At 67.1% G+C, this 17,415-nt stretch carries 21 protein-coding genes; 9 read left to right on the top strand and 12 right to left on the bottom strand.

Features of this window, described 5'->3' with window-relative positions; translation table 11 throughout:
* Window positions 1-10: 10 nt before the first annotated feature.
* Complete coding sequence (locus tag K5L94_RS00765) at window positions 11-427, bottom strand: hypothetical protein (RefSeq protein WP_053448474.1); 417 nt, start codon at window positions 425-427, stop codon at window positions 11-13.
* 151 nt (window positions 428-578) lie between these two features.
* Complete coding sequence (locus K5L94_RS00760; protein ID WP_053448473.1) at window positions 579-1,553, bottom strand: Dyp-type peroxidase; 975 nt, start codon at window positions 1,551-1,553, stop codon at window positions 579-581.
* Window positions 1,554-1,963: 410 nt separating this feature from the next.
* Here K5L94_RS00760 and K5L94_RS00755 point away from each other — a divergent pair, with 410 nt between their 5' ends.
* Window positions 1,964-2,884, top strand: a complete 921-nt coding sequence (locus K5L94_RS00755) for a DUF6624 domain-containing protein (protein WP_238581839.1) — start codon at window positions 1,964-1,966, stop codon at window positions 2,882-2,884.
* 2 nt (window positions 2,885-2,886) lie between these two features.
* Here K5L94_RS00755 and K5L94_RS00750 read toward each other — a convergent pair whose 3' ends face one another.
* Window positions 2,887-3,498, bottom strand: coding sequence for a TetR/AcrR family transcriptional regulator (locus K5L94_RS00750; RefSeq protein ID WP_053448471.1), 612 nt, complete (start codon window positions 3,496-3,498; stop codon window positions 2,887-2,889).
* 126 nt (window positions 3,499-3,624) lie between these two features.
* On the opposite strand from K5L94_RS00750, the gene K5L94_RS00745 reads away from it, so the two are divergent.
* Window positions 3,625-4,659 carry an SDR family oxidoreductase gene (locus K5L94_RS00745; protein ID WP_053448470.1) on the top strand — a complete coding sequence of 345 codons (1,035 nt, stop codon included), beginning with the start codon at window positions 3,625-3,627 and terminating at the stop codon, window positions 4,657-4,659.
* A gap of 127 nt (window positions 4,660-4,786) precedes the next feature.
* Here K5L94_RS00745 and K5L94_RS00740 read toward each other — a convergent pair whose 3' ends face one another.
* Window positions 4,787-5,362, bottom strand: a complete 576-nt coding sequence (locus tag K5L94_RS00740; RefSeq protein WP_004153562.1) for an OmpO family porin — start codon at window positions 5,360-5,362, stop codon at window positions 4,787-4,789.
* A 544-nt stretch (window positions 5,363-5,906) separates the two neighbouring features.
* Between K5L94_RS00740 and K5L94_RS00735 the strand changes: the two genes are divergently transcribed.
* Both K5L94_RS00735 and K5L94_RS00730 read left to right on the top strand, forming a co-directional pair.
* Window positions 5,907-6,179, top strand: coding sequence for a hypothetical protein (locus K5L94_RS00735; protein ID WP_053448469.1), 273 nt, complete (start codon window positions 5,907-5,909; stop codon window positions 6,177-6,179).
* 163 nt (window positions 6,180-6,342) lie between these two features.
* Window positions 6,343-7,029 carry a L,D-transpeptidase family protein gene (locus K5L94_RS00730; RefSeq protein ID WP_053448468.1) on the top strand — a complete coding sequence of 229 codons (687 nt, stop codon included), beginning with the start codon at window positions 6,343-6,345 and terminating at the stop codon, window positions 7,027-7,029.
* A gap of 6 nt (window positions 7,030-7,035) precedes the next feature.
* On the opposite strand, the gene K5L94_RS00725 is transcribed toward K5L94_RS00730, so the two are convergent.
* Window positions 7,036-7,410, bottom strand: a complete 375-nt coding sequence (locus K5L94_RS00725) for a bleomycin resistance protein (RefSeq protein ID WP_053448467.1) — start codon at window positions 7,408-7,410, stop codon at window positions 7,036-7,038.
* 227 nt (window positions 7,411-7,637) lie between these two features.
* Here K5L94_RS00725 and K5L94_RS00720 point away from each other — a divergent pair, with 227 nt between their 5' ends.
* Window positions 7,638-8,282 (top strand): DUF2306 domain-containing protein, encoded by a 645-nt coding sequence (locus tag K5L94_RS00720; protein WP_053448466.1) that lies wholly within the window; start codon window positions 7,638-7,640, stop codon window positions 8,280-8,282.
* On the opposite strand, the gene K5L94_RS00715 is transcribed toward K5L94_RS00720, so the two are convergent.
* On the bottom strand, window positions 8,268-9,395 hold the full coding sequence (locus K5L94_RS00715) for a helix-turn-helix domain-containing protein (RefSeq protein WP_053448465.1): 1,128 nt from the start codon (window positions 9,393-9,395) through the stop codon (window positions 8,268-8,270). The genes K5L94_RS00720 and K5L94_RS00715 overlap by 15 nt on opposite strands.
* 122 nt (window positions 9,396-9,517) lie before the next feature.
* Entirely contained in the window at window positions 9,518-10,192 is a 675-nt protein-coding gene (locus K5L94_RS00710) for an Ivy family c-type lysozyme inhibitor (protein WP_053448464.1), read from the bottom strand.
* Between the two features lie 113 nt (window positions 10,193-10,305).
* Between K5L94_RS00710 and K5L94_RS00705 the strand changes: the two genes are divergently transcribed.
* Complete coding sequence (locus K5L94_RS00705) at window positions 10,306-10,782, top strand: YybH family protein (protein WP_053448463.1); 477 nt, start codon at window positions 10,306-10,308, stop codon at window positions 10,780-10,782.
* A 142-nt stretch (window positions 10,783-10,924) separates the two neighbouring features.
* Here K5L94_RS00705 and K5L94_RS00700 read toward each other — a convergent pair whose 3' ends face one another.
* The 5 genes from K5L94_RS00700 to K5L94_RS00680 form a co-directional block, all read right to left on the bottom strand.
* Complete coding sequence (locus tag K5L94_RS00700) at window positions 10,925-11,950, bottom strand: NAD(P)H-dependent glycerol-3-phosphate dehydrogenase (RefSeq protein ID WP_053448462.1); 1,026 nt, start codon at window positions 11,948-11,950, stop codon at window positions 10,925-10,927.
* Between the two features lie 20 nt (window positions 11,951-11,970).
* Complete coding sequence (secB, locus tag K5L94_RS00695; RefSeq protein ID WP_004153553.1) at window positions 11,971-12,489, bottom strand: protein-export chaperone SecB; 519 nt, start codon at window positions 12,487-12,489, stop codon at window positions 11,971-11,973.
* 100 nt (window positions 12,490-12,589) lie between these two features.
* The gene (locus tag K5L94_RS00690) at window positions 12,590-13,027 is read right to left on the bottom strand and encodes a rhodanese-like domain-containing protein (RefSeq protein ID WP_004153552.1); all 438 of its coding nucleotides are present in this window, start codon (window positions 13,025-13,027) and stop codon (window positions 12,590-12,592) included.
* Window positions 13,028-13,084: 57 nt separating this feature from the next.
* Entirely contained in the window at window positions 13,085-13,510 is a 426-nt protein-coding gene (locus tag K5L94_RS00685) for a hypothetical protein (RefSeq protein WP_004153551.1), read from the bottom strand.
* 32 nt (window positions 13,511-13,542) lie between these two features.
* A complete protein-coding gene (locus K5L94_RS00680) occupies window positions 13,543-14,010 on the bottom strand; it encodes a YiiD C-terminal domain-containing protein (RefSeq protein WP_004153550.1) in 468 nt (155 codons plus the stop codon).
* A 35-nt stretch (window positions 14,011-14,045) separates the two neighbouring features.
* Between K5L94_RS00680 and K5L94_RS00675 the strand changes: the two genes are divergently transcribed.
* The 3 genes from K5L94_RS00675 (at window position 14,046) to K5L94_RS00665 (ending at window position 17,240) form a co-directional block, all read left to right on the top strand.
* Window positions 14,046-14,855, top strand: coding sequence for a uroporphyrinogen-III synthase (locus K5L94_RS00675; RefSeq protein ID WP_053448461.1), 810 nt, complete (start codon window positions 14,046-14,048; stop codon window positions 14,853-14,855).
* A 105-nt stretch (window positions 14,856-14,960) separates the two neighbouring features.
* The gene (locus K5L94_RS00670; RefSeq protein ID WP_164086762.1) at window positions 14,961-15,938 is read left to right on the top strand and encodes a uroporphyrinogen-III C-methyltransferase; all 978 of its coding nucleotides are present in this window, start codon (window positions 14,961-14,963) and stop codon (window positions 15,936-15,938) included.
* Window positions 15,939-15,944: 6 nt separating this feature from the next.
* Window positions 15,945-17,240: a heme biosynthesis HemY N-terminal domain-containing protein gene (locus tag K5L94_RS00665; RefSeq protein WP_053448459.1), complete on the top strand. Its 1,296-nt coding sequence runs from the start codon at window positions 15,945-15,947 to the stop codon at window positions 17,238-17,240.
* Window positions 17,241-17,415: the final 175 nt, after the last annotated feature.

Below are 17,415 nucleotides of genomic sequence, written 5' to 3'. Positions count from 1 at the left end.
GGGCGTGGCGCTACTTCGGTTCCAGCGCCAGGCCCAGCCGCAGCGGCTGGCGCATGTCCGGCGGTGGCGCCTGCAGGGGTGCGGCCAGCAGCGCCGCGCGCAGATCCGCGTCCACCTGCCGGTCGCCCAGGCTGTCGAATTCCAGTTTCGAGATGCGGCCATCGGCGGCGATCCACACGCTGACCGGCAACGGTGTCGGCGTGTCCGGATGCGCCTGCAGCCATTCCAGCACACGCTGGGCCTGCGGGTCCTGCTCCAGCTGCAGGCGCTGCTGCAGCTGGCCGCCCACGGCGGCGGCATAGGCCATCCAGTGCGCAGGAGCGTCCTGCGCGGACACACTGGCACTCCCCAGTGCCAACGCGCCGAACACCGCGGCCAGCGGACGCCACCAGCGCCGCATGCCGCCCTTGTTCCCTGTCCTGGCCATCGCCTGCCTCCTGCGCTCCCATCCAGCGCGCCATGGTCGGCGTCGTAGATGACAGGCGGATGGCGGAGGGTAGAGTCGAGCTTGCTCGACTGCCTTGGCCTGGTTATGGCGCAGTCGAGCAAGCTCGACTCTACGGCCGCGTAACCGGCGATCAGTCGCCCAGATCGGCCAGCATCTTGCGCGCGGGCGCGAAGAAGGTCACGCCGGTGACGGCGGTGGAGAAGTCCAGGATGCGGTCGTGCAGCGGCGCGGGATTGCCGATGAACATGCGTTCCAGCATCGTCTCGATCACCCACAGGCGGCGCGTGTAGCCGATGAAGTAGGTGCCGTACTCGCCACGGCCCGGCGTGGCAAACGGCATGTTGTCGCGCAGGATCTCGTGCTCGCCGTCGGCGTCCTCGATCGTGCACAGCGTCTTGTGCGACTTCTGCGCATCGGCGGGCGCGTCGTCCAGCTCGATGTTGTCGTGCTTGGTGCGGCCGATGATCGCCTCCTGGGCTTCGGTCTTCTGCGCGCGCCACGCACCGAGGTTGTGCAGGTACTTCTGCACCACCACGTAACTGCCACCGGCGTGGTCCGGATCTTCGTCACCGACGATGGTTGCCTCAGGCAACGACAGCCCTTCCGGGTTGGCGGTGCCATCGACGAAGTCGAGCAGGTCACGGCCATCGAAATAGCGGAAACCGGCGACGTCATCAACGGTTTCCACCGCATCGCCGAAGGCCATCAGCAGGTTGCGCTCGAACGCCACGATCAGGTCCATCGTGCGTGCACGGATGTGGTACAGCAGGTCGCCCGGCGTGGAAACCGCAGTGTGGGTCGCCCCCTTGATCTCGCGGAACGGCTTCAGTTCGCGCGGCGGCGTGCTGCCCACCAGCGGCTGCCATACGCGATGGCCGATGGCCACGTTGCAGGTGAAGGTGCGCTCGATCTCGCGGATGGCGGTGTTCTTGATCAGGTCGTCGGTACTGGCCAGCACCTCGCGTGCCTTCGCGATCGAGGCCGCGTCATCCTTCACCTTCAACACCAGGAACGCGGCCGAGTGGGTCAGCGGCGCGGTGATCTGCTGCGGCTCGTTGTCGAGCGTGTGGTTGAGGGCGGTGATCGGTGCGGGCTGGGAGTTCACGACGGTTCCTGCTGGCTTGAGGCGGGCGCATCGCGCGCGGCGATGTGCGGGCGATCATAGCGGAACCCCCCTGCCAGCGACGGAGCGGTTCTCAGTTCGCCACTACGCAGAAGGGGCAGCGGGCGCGGAGGCGTCGCGCGGCTGTCCGCGGGTGATCTCGAATGGGTCCCGCCCTTGCCACGCGATACGCAGGAAGGGTCCGGCCAACAGGCCGCGCTCGCGAAACCATGCGAAGACCTCGGCAGGGCACCATTCGCGGCCGTCCGAAACGGCAATGCCGCACTCACGCAGTGCGGTTCTCCCTGGCTCCGCGCCAGTGTGCCGCCACCCACAGGGCACGAACACTGGCACACTGCAGGTACCGGCGGCATGGCATTGCCCATGCAGCGGCCTTCATGGAGGAAGACACGTTGGCATCCATCCTCACGCCCCAGCTGGCACCGGCATTGCTTGTGCTGCTGCTGGCTGCAACCGGCAGCACCCATGCGGCCGGGGCCGGTTCGTTCTACGAGGCACTGCAGCGCTATCAGGACGACGACGCCAAAGGCTGTGCCGATGCCCTCGGCGCGATGTACCACAACGGTGAGCGCTTCCCGGACGGTGGCGAGCTGTTGCTGGTCGAATGCACCGCCGCCACCGGTGACCACGCCGCGGCGATGGCCTACGTCATCGCGCTGCTGGGCCAGGACCGCCTTCCCCTCGAGGATCTGCTGCACAAGGATCGCCCAGGCCTGAATGCCCTGCGTGCCGGACCGGAGTGGCCACGGATGCTGGCCCGCGCGGAAGCGATGCAGAAACAACGTGCGGGACTGATGGACGAACCCTTGCGCAGGGAACTGCTCGACCGTGAAGCCCGCGACCAGGCCGCGCAGCATGCAGCCATCGCGGACGGCGGCGGCGAGGCCTTCAAGGGCACCGCACCCGTAGCCAAGGCCAATGCGGAGTGGCTGAAGACCGTGATCGCCGAGAAGGGATGGCCGACCCGTTCGAAGGTCGGCCGTGATGGCGCCAAGGCGGCCTGGCTGCTGGTGCAGCACGCCGACCAGGACCCTGATTTCCAGGCCCAGGTGCTGCCGTTGATCGAACACGCCGCCCAGGCAGGCGAGGCTGACCGTGCCGACGTGGCCCTGCTCACCGACCGCGTGCTGGTGGCGCAGGGCAAGCCGCAGCGCTACGGCAGCCAGTTCGTGCAGGGCGACGACGGCGCGATGCAGTTGCGCCCTACCGAAGACATGCCCGGCCTGGACGCGCGGCGCAGCGCCATGGGCCTGCCGTCACTGGCCGAGTACAAGGCGATCCTCGCCGAAAGTTACGGCAAGCCGGTGAACTGATCCTACGGCCCGGCCGCAGGCCGCTGGATCAACCGCTCGAATACCGTACCCAGCAACTCGGCCAGCTCGTCCTCGTCGGCATCGGCAAGGGCCGGCAGCGCGATCATCTGCCGCATTACCTGGAAGCCGGAAATCATCGCCAGGATGAGCGCGGCGCGCTCGGCCCGCTGCGTGCCCTGCAGCGAGGCGGCCACGGTCTCCAAGTGATGCGCGGCGATCTTGTCGCGGCCGATTTCCGCTGCCAGTGGGCTCGATGCGGAATGGAAGGTGATCAGGAATCCGTCCATGGGCGTGGCATCGGCGCGGGTCATCTTCACCAGTGCGCGCGCCAGTGCCTTGCCCGGTTCCGGCTGGTCCATGATGCCGCCGGCAATCAGGCTGCCCTGGGTCATGGTGTCTTCCACCACCTCCGCGAACAGCTGCTCCTTCGAGCCGAAGTAGCGGTTGACCATCATCGCCGTCACCCCGGCCCCGGCCGCGATGTCACGCACTCCAGCACCGTCATAGCCGGACAGGGCGAAGGCCCGGCGTGCGGACGCCAGGATCGCCTCGCGGGTCGCTTCGGCATCACGTTGGCGGGGCTTGCGGGTGGTCGGTGCGACGGGCGTGCTCATTCGTTAAGTATACAGCTGTAGACAATGACCGGCAACGCATGTATACAGCTGTAGACATAGCCACCCATGCCGCTGGATCCGCGTCGGGATGGCCCGCCAATCCCCCCACGTATCTGGAGAGTTCCCATGAAAACGACCGTCCTGGTGACCGGTGGCACCGGCTTCATCGCCCAGCACTGCATCCTGGCCCTGCTCGCGGCCGGCTACGACGTCCGCACCACGGTGCGCTCACTGTCGCGCGAAGCGGAGGTGCGCCAACAGCTGAAGGTCGGTGGCGCCGAGCCGGGCGATCGCCTCAGCGTGGTGGTGGCCGACCTCGGTCGCGACGAGGGCTGGGCCGAAGCCGTTGCCGGCTGCAGCCACGTGATGCACGGAGCATCGCCTACACCCACCGGCGAACAGACCAGCGAAGAACAGTGGGTGCGCCCGGCCGTGGATGGCAACCTGCGCGTCCTGCGCGCGGCGCGCGACGCCGGCGTGCAACGGGTGGTGCTGACCTCGGCCTTCGGCGCGATCTGCGCCGGCCACGGCGACATCGGCCGCCCGTTCAACGAGACCGACTGGAGCGATCTGTCCGCCGATGTCTGGCTCTACCAGAAGTCGAAGACGCTCTCCGAGCGTGCTGCGTGGGACTTCATCGCGCGCGAGGGCGGTGGCCTGGAGCTCTCGGTGGTGAACCCGACCGCAGTGCTCGGCCCGGTGCTGGGCAGCGACTATTCGCACTCCATCCGCCTGGTGCGCAATCTGCTCCAGGGCCAGAAGGGATCGCCGAAGATCAATTGCGGATTCGTGGACGTGCGGGACGTGGCAGACCTGCATTTGCGTGCGATGACCCATCCGGCGGCCAGCGGCGAGCGCTTCATCGCCATCGCCGGGGACAGCCTCTGGCTGGGCGAGGTGGCAAAGATCCTGAAGCAGCGCATGGGCGCCTCTGCGGGCAAGGTCAGTACCCGTGTCATTCCCAACTGGGTGATGCGCCTGGGTGCACTGAAGGACCCGGCGCTGCGTGGCTCGATCCCACTGCTGGGCCGCACCATGAACGCAACCAGCGAGAAAGCGCAGCGCATGCTGGGGTGGTCACCGCGTTCGCGCGAGGACGCCATCGTGGCGACCGCCGAAAGCCTGATCCGGCTCGGGCTGGTGCAGAGCCCCGATCACTGAAGCCCGGGACGCCGGTGAACGCGGTGCCCATAAAAGTGAAGCCCGGCGCGAGGCCGGGCTTCGGTTGGCGTGTGGGAGAGAGAGAGAGTCACACGCCAGCACAACACGCACTAACGACAGGCGTTTGTTACCAGGTGAAGCGCGGGCCCACGAACCACTCGCGGTCGCCGGCCTTGGCCAGCTTCACTTCGCCACTCAGGCCCCAGTTCTGGTTGAACTTGGCGGTGGCGCCGACGCGGCCGTAGAACTCGCCGTCCGGGTTGTAGCCATGCTTCTTGCTGAAATCTTCGTAGCCGGCCATCACGTAGCCTTCCACGTACGGGTTGAATGCGGTGCGCACGCCCACTTCGGTGGAGTAGCCGTTGAAGTCCAGGCCGCGCTTTTCGTCGTACTTCTGGTACGCAACGCGCGCCACCAGGTCGGTGTTCGGTGCGATGCCGTAGTTGTAGCCCACGCCCAGGCGCCACTGGTCGACGTCGTTCTTGAACTTGTCGGTCTCCTGCGCGCTGTAGTCGCCGAAGATGTGGAAGTTCGGGTGCACCGCAACGGAACCCTTCACCTTCCAGCCATCGGCGTCGCCGCCCTTGGCATCGGTGTTCACGTAGCCGCCTTCAACGTAGTTGTACGACAGGCCGTCGGTTGCCGATGCAGCGAACGGCAGAGCAGCCAGAAGACCCAGGGCAAGCAGCGAATTCTTGTTCATCGGGACACACCTTTAATTATTTTGGTTTCGTCGACCGCCTCCCGGGAGGGGGAGAGAGAGGAGGCGATCGACAGGTGTGAATTATCCGTTAGGGGGTCTAATCGACCCTGAATATTGAACTGACTGGTGTATAAATATGGTTCCCGTTCAGGGAACTCGCCATGCGCCATTGGGAGCGGCCGTACTCGCGGGAAATGCGATTCCTTCGGCCATCGCATTTCCCGCAAGTGCGTTGCCCATGCGACGAACAGCCGAGTTGCTGGATGTGCGCTTCGAGGACGCTGCAGCTTCTGCCTGACGCAAGCGAGGCCGCGTGTGTCTGCCAAGCGAGGATTCCCGCTTCATGCTGATGAATTGGCGGATATGAAGAGGCGCAAGGCGCTTCGATGACGTAGATCAGCTCGCCTGATCCCGCTTGTTAATGTTGGGTCAGCAGCAGGCTTCACAGCCCATCCACGTACTCAAATTGCAGCTGAAAGCGCTTGTCAGCGCCGGGAACAAACGCCGCTATATTCCAGCTTCCCCAGACGAAGGAGGGAGTGGAATGAAACTGACCTCGCAACACCTGAAGATGGCCCGTGCACTCAGCGTGGCGCTCATCGCCACCGTGAGCCTTGGCGCTTGCGCCTCATACAAGAACGAGTTTGCAACCATCAACTCGCGTCTCGATCAGCTCGACGTAAAGGTGCAGGGCGCCGCGCAGAGTGCGGAGTCCGCCAACCAGTCTGCACAGCAGGCCAACCAGCGCCTCGACCAGATCGAAGGCCGCGTCCAGCAGCTTGAAAGGGCACCCGCCGGCCGCAAGCCGCGCGGGTAACCGCTCCCTCACCCCTTGAATTGATCGACCTCAGTATCGGGAACCAGTGGCCTTCGCCGGCCACTGGCATCCTTCCACCCAAGATTGCATTGCAAGGAAAAGGAGCCGTCCCATTCGTACCTTCCCCTCCCCTGCACGCCGCGCCCTGCATGCCGCACTGGTCATGGCGCTGGCCGTTGCGTGCAGCGGCGTAGCCAACGCCAGGGACAAGGACGCACCTGCACCACCGGTGGCCGCCGTTGATGAACTTCCGCCTGACCAGAGCGTGTCCGAAACGGTGATCGAGCTGGCCGGCTGGGTCGTCGCCAGCAAGGACAACCAGGGCTATCCATTTGCGGTCATGGACAAGGCGGCGGCGCAGGTGCTGGTCTTCAGCGGCGAGGGCAAGCTGCGTGGCGCGGCACCGGCCCTGTTCGGATCGGCCATCGGCGATCACTCCGCACCCGGCGTCGCCAAGCTCGCGCTGAGTGCGATTCCAGGCCACGACCGCACCACGCCTGCCGGCCGCTTCATTGGCGGCTATGGCCCCTCTGACGATGCCGGGCGCGTGCTGTGGGTGGACTACGATTCCGCGGTCTCGATGCATCCGCTGCCGCCAGGCAGCCCGAAGGAGAAGCGCGCCGAGCGGCTGGCAACACCGACTCCGGACGACAACCGCGTCACCCATGGCTGCATCAACGTCTCGCCCGCGTTCTACGAGCAGATCGTGCAGTCCACCTTCGAGAAGGGTGGCGTGTTCTATATCCTGCCGGACAAGGATTCGATCGCGAAGACGTTCCCGGAATTCGCGCGGAGCCGGGGGGATGCAAAGGACCAGGACGAAAAGGGCGCGCGGCACGCGAGCAAGTAACGCGCGCTAACGAGCGCTGTCCCTGTTGTCCATGACCTGCCCGATGCTGAGTTCATTGCCACTTGGGTCCGCCAGGCGGAAATCGCGCATGCCATAGGGCCTGTCCCCGATAGGGACGACGATCGTGACACCCGATCCTTCAAGGGTCCGGTAATAGTCGTCGATACCGGATACGACCAGATAGGCGTGTGCTGCGCCTGCCGGCTTGCTCCCGGACCGTTGGGTGAGGGTGATCTCCACGCCGTCGCGGCAGACGGCAGCAATGTCGGTGGGATCACCCCACGACCACGCCAGTTCGAATCCGAGCGTGCCGCAGTAGAACGCGATTGACTCGGCAAGATGGTCTACGGACAGGATGGGAGAGATGGACTCGATCTTCATGGGCGCGAGAACCCTTCCATGTTCGGGTGTTGGCCGATCATAGCGTCCGGCCGGCCTCAGGGCCGGGCCGCTGGAACAGCGGACGAGCGCAGCCAGCGTTGGCATTGTCGATGGGTCGCCCTGGCCGCACTCCTCCGCCGGTCCCGGGTACGACTCCGCCGATCCGGACGATTTTCCCGTACGTCGCACCCACGCTCGAACCTCGATCACCAATGCGAGGTTCCAAGATGCCACACCGCTTTCCCAAGGTTGCCCGCTGGACGGCGAGGCTGGTCTTCGCCCTGCTCTGCGCCGCCGTGGCCGCCTATGCCTTCACCGTGCTGTACGGCCAGCCACACGCGGACAACCCGCTGCAGATGAAGTTCGCGGCGTCCGGCCTGGACGTACCCGCCCACCTCTTCGGCGGCGGGCTGGCCTTGTTGCTGGCGCCGTTGCAGATGAGCGGATGGGTGCAGCGACATCTCCCGCGGCTGCACCGGCTGAGCGGTGGCCTGTACGCAGGCGGCGTACTGGTTGCGGGATTGGGGGGCTTGTCACTGGCCCTGCATGCCGAGGGAGGAGCCCCCACCGGCATCGCCTTTGGCTTGTTGGCGCTGGCATGGCTGGCCACCACCGGCCTCGGCATCGGCCACGCGCTGGCCGGCAATCTCGCCAGGCACCGGCAGTGGATGTGGCGCAGCATCGCCCTCACTGCGTCTGCGGTGACGTTCCGGTTGATCCTGGGCATCGGCCTGGGCGTGCTGCATCTGCCTTTTCCCCCGGTCTATCTGGCCGCCGCCTGGGGATGCTGGGTGTTCAACCTGGCACTCTGCGAACTTGTGCTGCGCTGGCCGTGGCGACCGCCGGCGACTGCATTGTCAGCGGCTCGGTGATTCCGGGGTGCCAGCCATCGCATGGCGCTTGCGGAAGGCGCTAGGCGTTTCACCCAGCTGCCGCTTGAACGCCGCGTTGAACGTCGACTTCGACGTGAAGCCGCAGGCATAGGCGATGTCGAGAATGGTCCGGGTGTCAGCGCCATCGGCCAGATGGGAAGCGGCGGCTTCAATCCGCTGGCGGTTGATGTACTCCCAGAAATTCCCGCCGAAGCGGCGGTTGATCACCGCCGACACCAGATATTCGGGGTAGCCGGAGCGTCTGGCCAGCTGGCCGATGGTGAGCGCCGGTTCACGGTAGAGCTGCTGTTCGGCCATCAGCTGCGACAGGCGCGCCTCGACCTCGGCAACGCGTGCATCGTCGCTGGCCGGTACTACTTCGCGGTTGGCGGGTGCCGGTTCCGCAACCGGCTCGACCAGCACGGCCGGCTGGGTGAGGCTGAAGTAGCCCATCAGGAATACCCACGCTGCAACGAGGCCGTAGATCAGCGGATAGTCGATCCAGGGAATCCTGACCAGCCATTGCGTGGTGGCAATGAGCCAGATGAGGATCTGCGAGATCGCCATCGCATCGATCCAGTGCAGCGACATCCGGTCCGCATCCGAACGCCGCCGCAGCAGGCCGCGCCGGTAGCGGCCGACCCGCAGCAGACCGGCAATGACATAGGAGAGGCTGTACGCGTACAGCACGATGTTCAGCCGCATCCATTCCAGTTCCGCGATGCCCGGCAGCGTTCGCGCCAGCATGCCCTCGGCCGGCACCAGCCCACGCAGGAAGAAGCCTGCATGCAGCGCCAGCACGATGATGAATCCCGAAAGATGCACAGCATCGCGCCAGCGTACGGCCCTGGCCTCGGTCAGGACCCTGACGTAGACATAGAACAGGCTGCCGTACAGGAACGGGAACAGGCCGACGAACCGCAGCGCCTTGGTGGGTGCCGGGTAGGACGGATCCCAGTAGAGCGCCTTCACCGCCAGATCGATGCCGATCAGCGCGATCCACATCGCCAGCACCCGGTTCGCCCCGGCATTGGCCGGCCGCCGCCACAGGGCCAGGGCAAGCAGCGCGGCCTGCGCGGCGCCAATGGCGAAGACGACGGTCCAGAAAGCCATGGAAGGAGGCCGGTCGGCAACGGGATGGGGGGGAAGCTTAGCAGCCGGTTTCCGGGCAGAAGAACAGGACGAATGGCCTACGCCCGCCCCGGCATGAGCGGACGTTCCCCGCCCGCATCACCTCATTCGCAGATCGCGCTGTCTTCCTTCAATGCGGCATCATCCAGCGGGCGGAGCTGTTCGATCTGCTCGCGCTGTTCGGCCGTAGGCTCGCCCAGCCACCACACCCGGCAGCGCGCGGTGAGGCGGCCGACCATCTTCGACTGATCGGGCGAATACAGCATCGCCAGCGCGGTGCCGGGGCAGTCGTGGGCCTGGCAGGCGGTGTAGAACCACCAGGGTTCGCCCTGAAGCACCAGCAGCTCGCCAGGCCCGCTGGGGCCGCTCAACAGGCGTTCGCGCAGCGACGGGATGTCCTTGTCGGCGGATTCGGCGGCCTGCGTTCCCTTCATCAATGCATCGAACGCGGCCAGCACCTTCGGGTCCTTGCGGCCACAATCGTCCACCGTGTTGCCGCCCACCAGGGTGAAGAAATGGGTCGCCAACGGGTTGTCCTTGCAGGTGAGCTCACGGCCGCCACCGGAGTCTTCCGGCTCGCCTTCGCTGTCCCACACCGACGGATCCACTCCGTCCTCGATGGACGGTTCACTCTCGACCACGGTGGTCGTCGCTGCCGGTGTTCCAGCGGGTGCGTCGGATGCAACCACAGGCGCCGTTTCGGCGGCTTTCTCCGGTGCCTGCCCGCAGGCCACCAGCAACCCAACCACCAGTGCCATCCCTGCAACTCGAAACCTCATTCCCTGTCCTTGTCTGATCTGCAATGCATGCGCCACGCCGGCGGCAGCGTGATTCTAACCAGCGGCGCGCTAGGATGCGTTCGCCGCTCCCGTCATCGCCAGGACCTGGACGCATGCGCCGTACACGACTCGCCGTGATCTTCTGCAGTGCCCTGCTGCTGGCATCGCCGACCATCGCCCACGATGCTGAAGGCGCGAAGCCCGCACCACCGCTTCCCGATACAGCCCTGCCTGCGCCGCTGGATCGCGTGCTGCGCGACTACGAACAGGCGTGGCGCAAGGGGGATGCAAAGGCGCTCGTCCGGCTGTTTGCCGAGGATGGCTTCATCCTGCAGAGCAACCAGGCGCCGGTGCGCGGACGCAAAGCCATCGAGGCGGCATATTCCGGCCAGAGCGGCAGCCCGTTGCGGTTGCGCGCGTTGGCGTATGCCGTGGAAGGGAACGTCGGCTACATCATCGGTGGCTACACCTTCGGCAACAACGTGGGGGACACCGGCAAGTTCACGCTGACGCTGAAGCGCGTGGGCGATGGGCCGTGGATGATCTTCTCGGACATGGACAACGGCAACGCGCCGCCACGGGCGCGGTGATGGATTCCGCCGGGCATGGTCCGGCGCTACTGGGCGCCAACCAAGGTTGGCGGCTACCAGAAGCGGTTTCCGTCGTAGATCCACGCCATGCGTGGATGGGGTGCATAAAAAAAACCCCGGCGCATGGCCGGGGTTTTTCGATTCACTTGAACAGCGTGTCCGGATATTCCGGCTTCTGTTCCCGCGCCAGCAGCGCGCGCAGGCCTTCTTCCGGCGTCTGCTCGCCATGCAGCACGGCACGCACGCGGTCGGAGATCGGCAGGTCGATGCCATGGCGGCGCGCCTGTCGCATCACTTCGTCGGCGGTCTGCACCGACTCGACCACCTGGCCGATTTCGCGCACGGCATCCTGCAGCGTCTGGCCACGGCCCAGGGCCAGGCCCAGGCGGCGGTTGCGCGACAGGTCGCCGGTGCAGGTCAGCACCAGATCGCCGAGGCCGGCCAGGCCCATCAGGGTCTCAGGCTTTGCGCCGATCGCAGCGGCCAGGCGCAGCATCTCGTTGAGGCCACGGGTAATCAGGCCGGCCCGCGCGTTGAAGCCCAGCTGCATGCCATCGGCCACGCCGGTAGCCACAGCCAGCACGTTCTTCATCGCGCCGCCCAGCTCAGCACCGACCATGTCGTCGCCGGTGTAGGCACGGAATGCGGGGCCGTGCATCGCCTCGGCCACCGTCTGCGCGAACTCGGGCACGTCGCCGTGCACGGTGATCGCGGTCGGCAGGCCCTGGGTCACTTCCTTGGCGAACGACGGCCCGGTGACAACGGCCAGCGGCACGTCCTCACCCAGTACTTCGCGCGCCACCTCATGCAGGAAGCGGCCCGAACCGGGTTCGAAGCCCTTGGTGGCCCAGGCCACGCCGGCACCGGCCGGGCGCAGCGGCGCCAGCGCGCGCACGGTTTCGCCGAACGCATGCGACGGGGTCACCACCAGGATCCAGGCCGCGCCCTCCACCGCCGACGCCAGGTCGGTGGTGGCACGCAGGCTGTCCGGCAGCGGAATGCCCGGCAGGTAGCGCGGGTTCTCATGGCGCTGGTCGATGGCTTCGACCACGGCCGCGTCACGCCCCCACAGCACGGTCGGGTGACCGTGCCGTGCGAGCAGGCTGGCCAGCGCGGTTCCCCAGGAACCGGCGCCGAGCACGGCGATCTTGTCAGCGGTAGTGCTCATCCGTGACGTCGCGGCAGGAATCAGGCGTTGCCGGCCGGCTCGGAGTCAGCCAGCGACGGTGCGTCGCCCTGCTCCTGGCGCTGGCGCAGGGTTTCCGCGTACAGGCCTTCGAAGTTGATCGGCTGCAGGAAGAACGGCGGGAAGCCGCCGGCCTGGATCAGGTCGCTGACCAGCTGGCGCACGTACGGGAACAGGATGTTCGGGCACTGGGTACCGAGCAGCACGTCGATCGACTGCGGGTCCAGGCCGACCAGGCCGAACACGCCGGCCTGCTTCACTTCGGCCACGTACGCGGTGCGCTCGCCGGCCTGGCAGGTCAGGGTCACGGCCAGCACGACTTCGAAGGCGTTCTCGCCCAGGCGCTGCACCTGCTGGTTCAGGTTCAGCTGCAACTCCGGCTGCACCTGGTCATTGAAGATGGTCGGAGCGTTCGGCGACTCGAAGGAGACGTCCTTGACGTAGATCTTCTCGACGGTGAAAGCGGGGCCGGTGGCGGCATCGACCGGCGCAGCGGCGCCGTTGGTGATCTCTTCGGACATTTCCAGTAACTCCAGGTGAATGCAATGAAAACGAGGGTCGAATTACTGCGATGGGGGCGGCATCAGGCCCATACAAGGCCGGATGCGCCACCTGCGGCAATCAGTTGCGGCCCTTGACCAGCGGCAGCTCGGCCTGCTGCCAGGCGGGAATGCCGCCATCGAGCACGTAGACCTTTTCGAAACCGGCCTTCTTCAGCGCCTTGGCGGCGGTTTCCGAGGCGTTGCCGCTGCGGCACACCAGCACCACCGGCGACTGTTTGGCATTGGCCACCAGCTTGTTGTCCGGGCCGAAGGCACTGGCCTGGGCGTTGCGGCTGCCGGCGATGTGGCCCTTCTCGAAGTCACCGCTGGCCGACAGGTCGACCACCACCGTGCCGCCCGCGTTCATCAGCTGGGTCAGTTCGGCGGGTTTGATGCCCTTGAAGCCCCGGAACAGGCGGCGGATCTCGGTGACGATGATGGCCACGGTCAGGCCGACCAGGGCCGCGGACAGCATCGGGTTTCGGCCTGCAAAGGCCAGCAACTCTTCGTAATTCACTCAGGTCACGGGTCGATTAAGCGGGCGCCGATTGTCGCACAAGCCGGACGCGGCCCGTCACTGCCCCTTCCACAGGTCCGGCAGGCCGGCGGACTGCCACCAGCGCTTGGCCTCCGGGTCCCAGCGCCAGCGCTCGACCACGACCACGGTGCGCTCGGCCTGGGTGTTCTGGTTGATCACCCCGATTTCGACGCGGCGCTCGACCTCGCCCCCTTCCAGCGAGGCGCTGCTGCGCTCGCGATAGGACGACACACGCAGCTGCGCGTAGCGGTTGAGCTCGAACTCGGTCGGCGGCTTTTCCTTGCGCAGCTTCGGGTCCAGGTAACCGATGGCATCGTCCATGCTGCCCCAGCGGATGGTCGCCCCGTAGGCGATCTGGGTCTCTTCCAGCAGCTTGCGCTGCTTGCGGCTGAGGTCGTCGGCCGAGGCCACGGCGCTGGCCAGCAGCAGGGAACAGATCAGGAACTGGATGAGGCGGCGCATCGGTGGTTTCCCCAGAACGTCAGCCTGCCATCCTACCCTTTGGCGAAGGCAACGAAGCGACCGCTGAACTCGGCGGCCGGGCGGCCGTCGGCACCGGGCTGGGTGGCGATGATGCTGATGCGGGCCTTGCGGCGCTGGCGGAAGGTATTCAGGAAGGCGTCCCAGCCGCTCGCTTCGGCGGCTTCGGCATGGGCATGCAGGTCTTCGTAGACCGGTGCCAGGTAGCGCAGGTTGCTGTCGGCCACGTAGACCTCAGCATCGTGGCCGGCCAGGCGCAGGCGCAGGCTGACCAGCGCCCAGCCGGACAGGGTCAGTACCGAGGCCAGGCTGCCACCGAAGGCGTTGCCCTTGTCGTTGACGTTGGCGGCCAGCGGCGCGGTGATGCGCAGCACGCCATCGGCATAGCCGTCGAGCTGGATCTGCATGGCGCGGACCGCTGGCATGCAGTCCAGTACGTCCTGCAGGGCGGCCAACGAGGAAGTCAGGGCATCAACGGACATCGGAGCAGCGACCACGACAACGAAGGGCCCGCATAATGCAGGCAATGGCCGACCATACGATACCCACTGGCGCCGCTGGCTCCGACGCGGCCTGGACCCTAATTTCACTGCGCCCACAAGGCCAGCATGTGGCGCTGCGCCGCGCCGTTGCTGGGCTGGGCGGGCATGTGCTGGCCCTTTCACCGTGGCGGTTGCAGCGCCTGCACGGCACGCCCGTGGTGCGCCAGCTGCAACGCGCGCTGAACTGCGATCGCGTGGTATTCACCAGCCCGGCTGCGGTTGCTGCGGCCGCTTCCCTGCTGCGGCTGGCCGAGGCGCAGCGCAGTCCGTGGCTGACGGTGGGCGAAGGCACCGCGCGCGCGCTGCAGGCACACGGCATTTCCGAGGTGCATGCACCACAGCGGATGGACAGCGAAGGCCTGCTGGCGCTGCCGGTACTGGCAAACGTGCAGGGCCTGCGCATCGGCCTGGTGACCGCGCCCGGTGGCCGCGGCCTGATTGCCGCGCAGCTGCAGGCGGCCGGTGCCAGCATCGAACGCGCCGACGTCTACCAGCGGCGCCTGCTGCGCCTGGCGCCGCGCACGCTGGCGCGACTGGCGCATTCAGCCTTTCCGTGGGTGCTGGCGGTCAGCAGCGGCGAAGCGCTGCAGCATTTCTGGCAGCAACTTCCAACCGCATTGCAGCAGCGCCTGCAGGCGCACGCGACCGCGGTGGTGGCCAGTGATCGCCTGGGTGAACAGGCGCGGGCGCTGGGCCTGCAGCACGTGGTGCGCGCGGCCGGCCCCACCACCGCACAGCTGGTGGCGGCTGCACACGCCACGCTCACCGTCCCGGCAGCGACCTGAACAGGGACGTGGGTCACGCTTGCCGCTGTCGTCGGCAACAGTGATGCTGTGCACAACGCGGCCTGCCGGTCCCCCCACCGGCGACGTTGCCGACAAGGAAGCCCGATGAACGACACTCCGCCCGTTTCCCCACCCCGTCGCTCCGCACGCTGGCTGCTGCCGCTGGCCGGTGTGGCCGTGCTCGGCGCGGGCGGCTATGCGGGCTGGTACTTCTGGCAGCAACAGCAGAGCGAACAGGCGGCGCAGGCGCAGACCACCGCGGTGCAGCTGCAGGGCCTGGAGGCCACGCTGGATGCGCTGCGCCGCGACCAGCGCGCAACCAGCCAGCGCCTGCAGGACGCGGCCGCCACCAACCGCGTACTGCGCGACGAGATGCTCGGCCTGTCCCAGCGCAGTGCACTGCTGGAAGAAAACCTGGCCAAGCTGGCCGACAGCGCCAATCAGGGCCGGCAGGCGGTGCAGCGCGACGAGGCCGAGTTGCTGCTGACCCAGGCCGCGCAGCGCCTGAACTACGCCGACGATGTGGATGGCGCACGCCGCCTGTATGCCCAGGCCGCCACTGCGCTGGCCGATCTGCCCGACAGCGATGGCCTGAACCTGCGCCAGGCGCTGGTGCAGGAACGCGATGCACTGGATGCGCTCGGCGCCGGCCCGCGCGTGCAGTCGTTGCAGCGCCTGGATGCATTGGCCAAGGCCTTGCAGGGGCTGCCCTCGCAGGTGACCGGCAACGCTGCGCCGCCTGCCGCCAGAGCCTGGTGGCAGGCCACGCTGGCACCGTTCGTGGACATCACCCCAAGCCGCCAGAACGGCCCGCTGACGGCTGCCGAACGCCGCAATGCCGACGATGCGCTGCAGCTGGAACTGACCCTGGCACGCGCCGCGATCGAGCGCGGCGACCGCGCTGGCCGTGATACCGCGTTGGTACGCGTGGAGCATTGGGCGCAGCGGCGCTGGCCGGATTCACCGGCCCTGCGCGCGCAACGTGCTGAACTGAAGACCTTGCGCGAGCTTCCGCTGCAGGCCAGCAACACCGTTCTTGGCAGCACCCTGCAGCAACTGCGCACCCAGACCGACCGGAGGTAATCCCGCATGAAACCCCTGCAATCCCTGGTCGTGCTGTTGCTGGCCGTGGCCATCGGCGTGGTCGCCGCGCAATGGCTCGGCGCCGATGACCTCAACCGTTTCGGCGAAGTGATCCTGCGTTACGGCGGCTATGACTACCACAGCAACCTGCCGAAGGTCGCGTTGCTGGCGGTGATCGCGGTACTGGTTCTGTGGCTGCTGTGGAGCCTGATCGCCGCACCGTTCCGGGCCTGGGGCCGTTACCGCCGCAAGCAGGGCCGGGTGCGCCTGATCGACGGCCTGCAGGCTTACGAGCACGGCCAGTGGCAGCGTGCGGAGAAGCTGCTGGACGGCGCCGCCAAAGACCCCGAAGTGAGCGCAGTGGCGCTGGCCAACGCCGTGCGCAGTGCGCAGGCACGGGCCGACGGCCCTGCCGGCGAAGCACTGCTGCAGCGCCTGGGCGAAAGCGATGCCACCCTGCAGGCGCTGCTGCGTGCAGAACAGCTGCTGGCGCGTGATCTGCCGGTGGATGCGATCAACGCGCTGGACGTGGCCGCGATCCAGCCGCTGCCGCCGCGTGGCCTGTGGCTGCGTACCGAGGCACTGGCGCAGGCAGGGCGCGCACACGAGGCCTATGGGCAGCTGGGCGCGCTGCGGCAGAGCAAGGTGCTGCCGACCGACGCCGGCAGCGAACTGGAAGCACGCCTGGCAGCGCAGGCGCTGCTGGAAGCGGCCGACGTCAATGCGCTGGCCGCGCAGTGGGAAGCCACGCCGAAGGCACTGCGGCCGACGCCGGACGTGGTGGGCGCCTATGCCAGCCGTGCGGTGGCACTGAACTGGGATGAGCCTGCATTGCTGGCGCTGGAACAGGCGCTGGACCATCGCTGGGACGACGAGCTGGTGACGCTGTATGGTCGCCTTCCCGCCGAGCGCCTGGCCACGCGCCAGGCCAACCTTGCGCGCTGGCGCAACGTGCACGACAGCTCGCCCGCACTGCGCCTGGCGCAGGGCCGCGTAGCACTGGCGCAGCAGCAGTGGGATGCCGCCGACGCGTTCCTGCATGAGGCAATCGCCAGTGGCGCCGGGGCACCGGCATGGGAAGCGCTGGGTGAACTGTTCGCACAGCGTGGCGAGCACGCACTGGCCGCGCAGTGCCTGGCCAATGCGCTGCGCCTGCAGCGCGGCGAAGACAGCGTGGCGCTGGTACGCGGCAACGAAACGCCGCTGCGTGCCACGGTGGAAGAGCAACCGATTGCGGTGCAGCCGCCGGTGTATGACGCCAACGAGGAGCGCGACGAATTCGGCAACCCGCGGTTGCCGTAAGCATGGCTGAGGTGTGCCGACCAACGGTCGGCACCCACCGGAGAAAAAAAAGCCGCCCGATGGGCGGCGTTTTCATGTGTGGAACCCGGTAGTCGCCAACCTCGGTTGGCGCTCTGGCATCTTCCGAACGATGACATCGCATGGCCGACCAAGGTCGGCATCCACCAAAGCAGAT

This window comes from Stenotrophomonas forensis, assembly GCF_028752115.1.
Taxonomy (GTDB): domain Bacteria; phylum Pseudomonadota; class Gammaproteobacteria; order Xanthomonadales; family Xanthomonadaceae; genus Stenotrophomonas; species Stenotrophomonas forensis.
This window is presented reverse-complemented; position numbering and strand designations above follow the sequence as displayed.

Excerpts from the sequence above, each read along its gene's own strand:
- K5L94_RS00765 (WP_053448474.1), bottom strand. The coding sequence starts at position 427 with ATGGCCAGGACAGGGAACAAGGGCGGCATGCGGCGCTGGTGGCGTCCG.
- K5L94_RS00750 (WP_053448471.1), bottom strand. The coding sequence starts at position 3,498 with ATGAGCACGCCCGTCGCACCGACCACCCGCAAGCCCCGCCAACGTGAT.
- K5L94_RS00745 (WP_053448470.1), top strand. The coding sequence starts at position 3,625 with ATGAAAACGACCGTCCTGGTGACCGGTGGCACCGGCTTCATCGCCCAG.
- K5L94_RS00740 (WP_004153562.1), bottom strand. The coding sequence starts at position 5,362 with ATGAACAAGAATTCGCTGCTTGCCCTGGGTCTTCTGGCTGCTCTGCCG.
- K5L94_RS00735 (WP_053448469.1), top strand. The coding sequence starts at position 5,907 with ATGAAACTGACCTCGCAACACCTGAAGATGGCCCGTGCACTCAGCGTG.
- K5L94_RS00730 (WP_053448468.1), top strand. The coding sequence starts at position 6,343 with ATGGCGCTGGCCGTTGCGTGCAGCGGCGTAGCCAACGCCAGGGACAAG.
- K5L94_RS00725 (WP_053448467.1), bottom strand. The coding sequence starts at position 7,410 with ATGAAGATCGAGTCCATCTCTCCCATCCTGTCCGTAGACCATCTTGCC.
- K5L94_RS00720 (WP_053448466.1), top strand. The coding sequence starts at position 7,638 with ATGCCACACCGCTTTCCCAAGGTTGCCCGCTGGACGGCGAGGCTGGTC.
- K5L94_RS00715 (WP_053448465.1), bottom strand. The coding sequence starts at position 9,395 with ATGGCTTTCTGGACCGTCGTCTTCGCCATTGGCGCCGCGCAGGCCGCG.
- K5L94_RS00710 (WP_053448464.1), bottom strand. The coding sequence starts at position 10,192 with ATGAGGTTTCGAGTTGCAGGGATGGCACTGGTGGTTGGGTTGCTGGTG.
- K5L94_RS00705 (WP_053448463.1), top strand. The coding sequence starts at position 10,306 with ATGCGCCGTACACGACTCGCCGTGATCTTCTGCAGTGCCCTGCTGCTG.
- K5L94_RS00700 (WP_053448462.1), bottom strand. The coding sequence starts at position 11,950 with ATGAGCACTACCGCTGACAAGATCGCCGTGCTCGGCGCCGGTTCCTGG.
- secB (WP_004153553.1), bottom strand. The coding sequence starts at position 12,489 with ATGTCCGAAGAGATCACCAACGGCGCCGCTGCGCCGGTCGATGCCGCC.
- K5L94_RS00685 (WP_004153551.1), bottom strand. The coding sequence starts at position 13,510 with ATGCGCCGCCTCATCCAGTTCCTGATCTGTTCCCTGCTGCTGGCCAGC.
- K5L94_RS00680 (WP_004153550.1), bottom strand. The coding sequence starts at position 14,010 with ATGTCCGTTGATGCCCTGACTTCCTCGTTGGCCGCCCTGCAGGACGTA.
- K5L94_RS00675 (WP_053448461.1), top strand. The coding sequence starts at position 14,046 with ATGCAGGCAATGGCCGACCATACGATACCCACTGGCGCCGCTGGCTCC.
- K5L94_RS00670 (WP_164086762.1), top strand. The coding sequence starts at position 14,961 with ATGAACGACACTCCGCCCGTTTCCCCACCCCGTCGCTCCGCACGCTGG.
- K5L94_RS00665 (WP_053448459.1), top strand. The coding sequence starts at position 15,945 with ATGAAACCCCTGCAATCCCTGGTCGTGCTGTTGCTGGCCGTGGCCATC.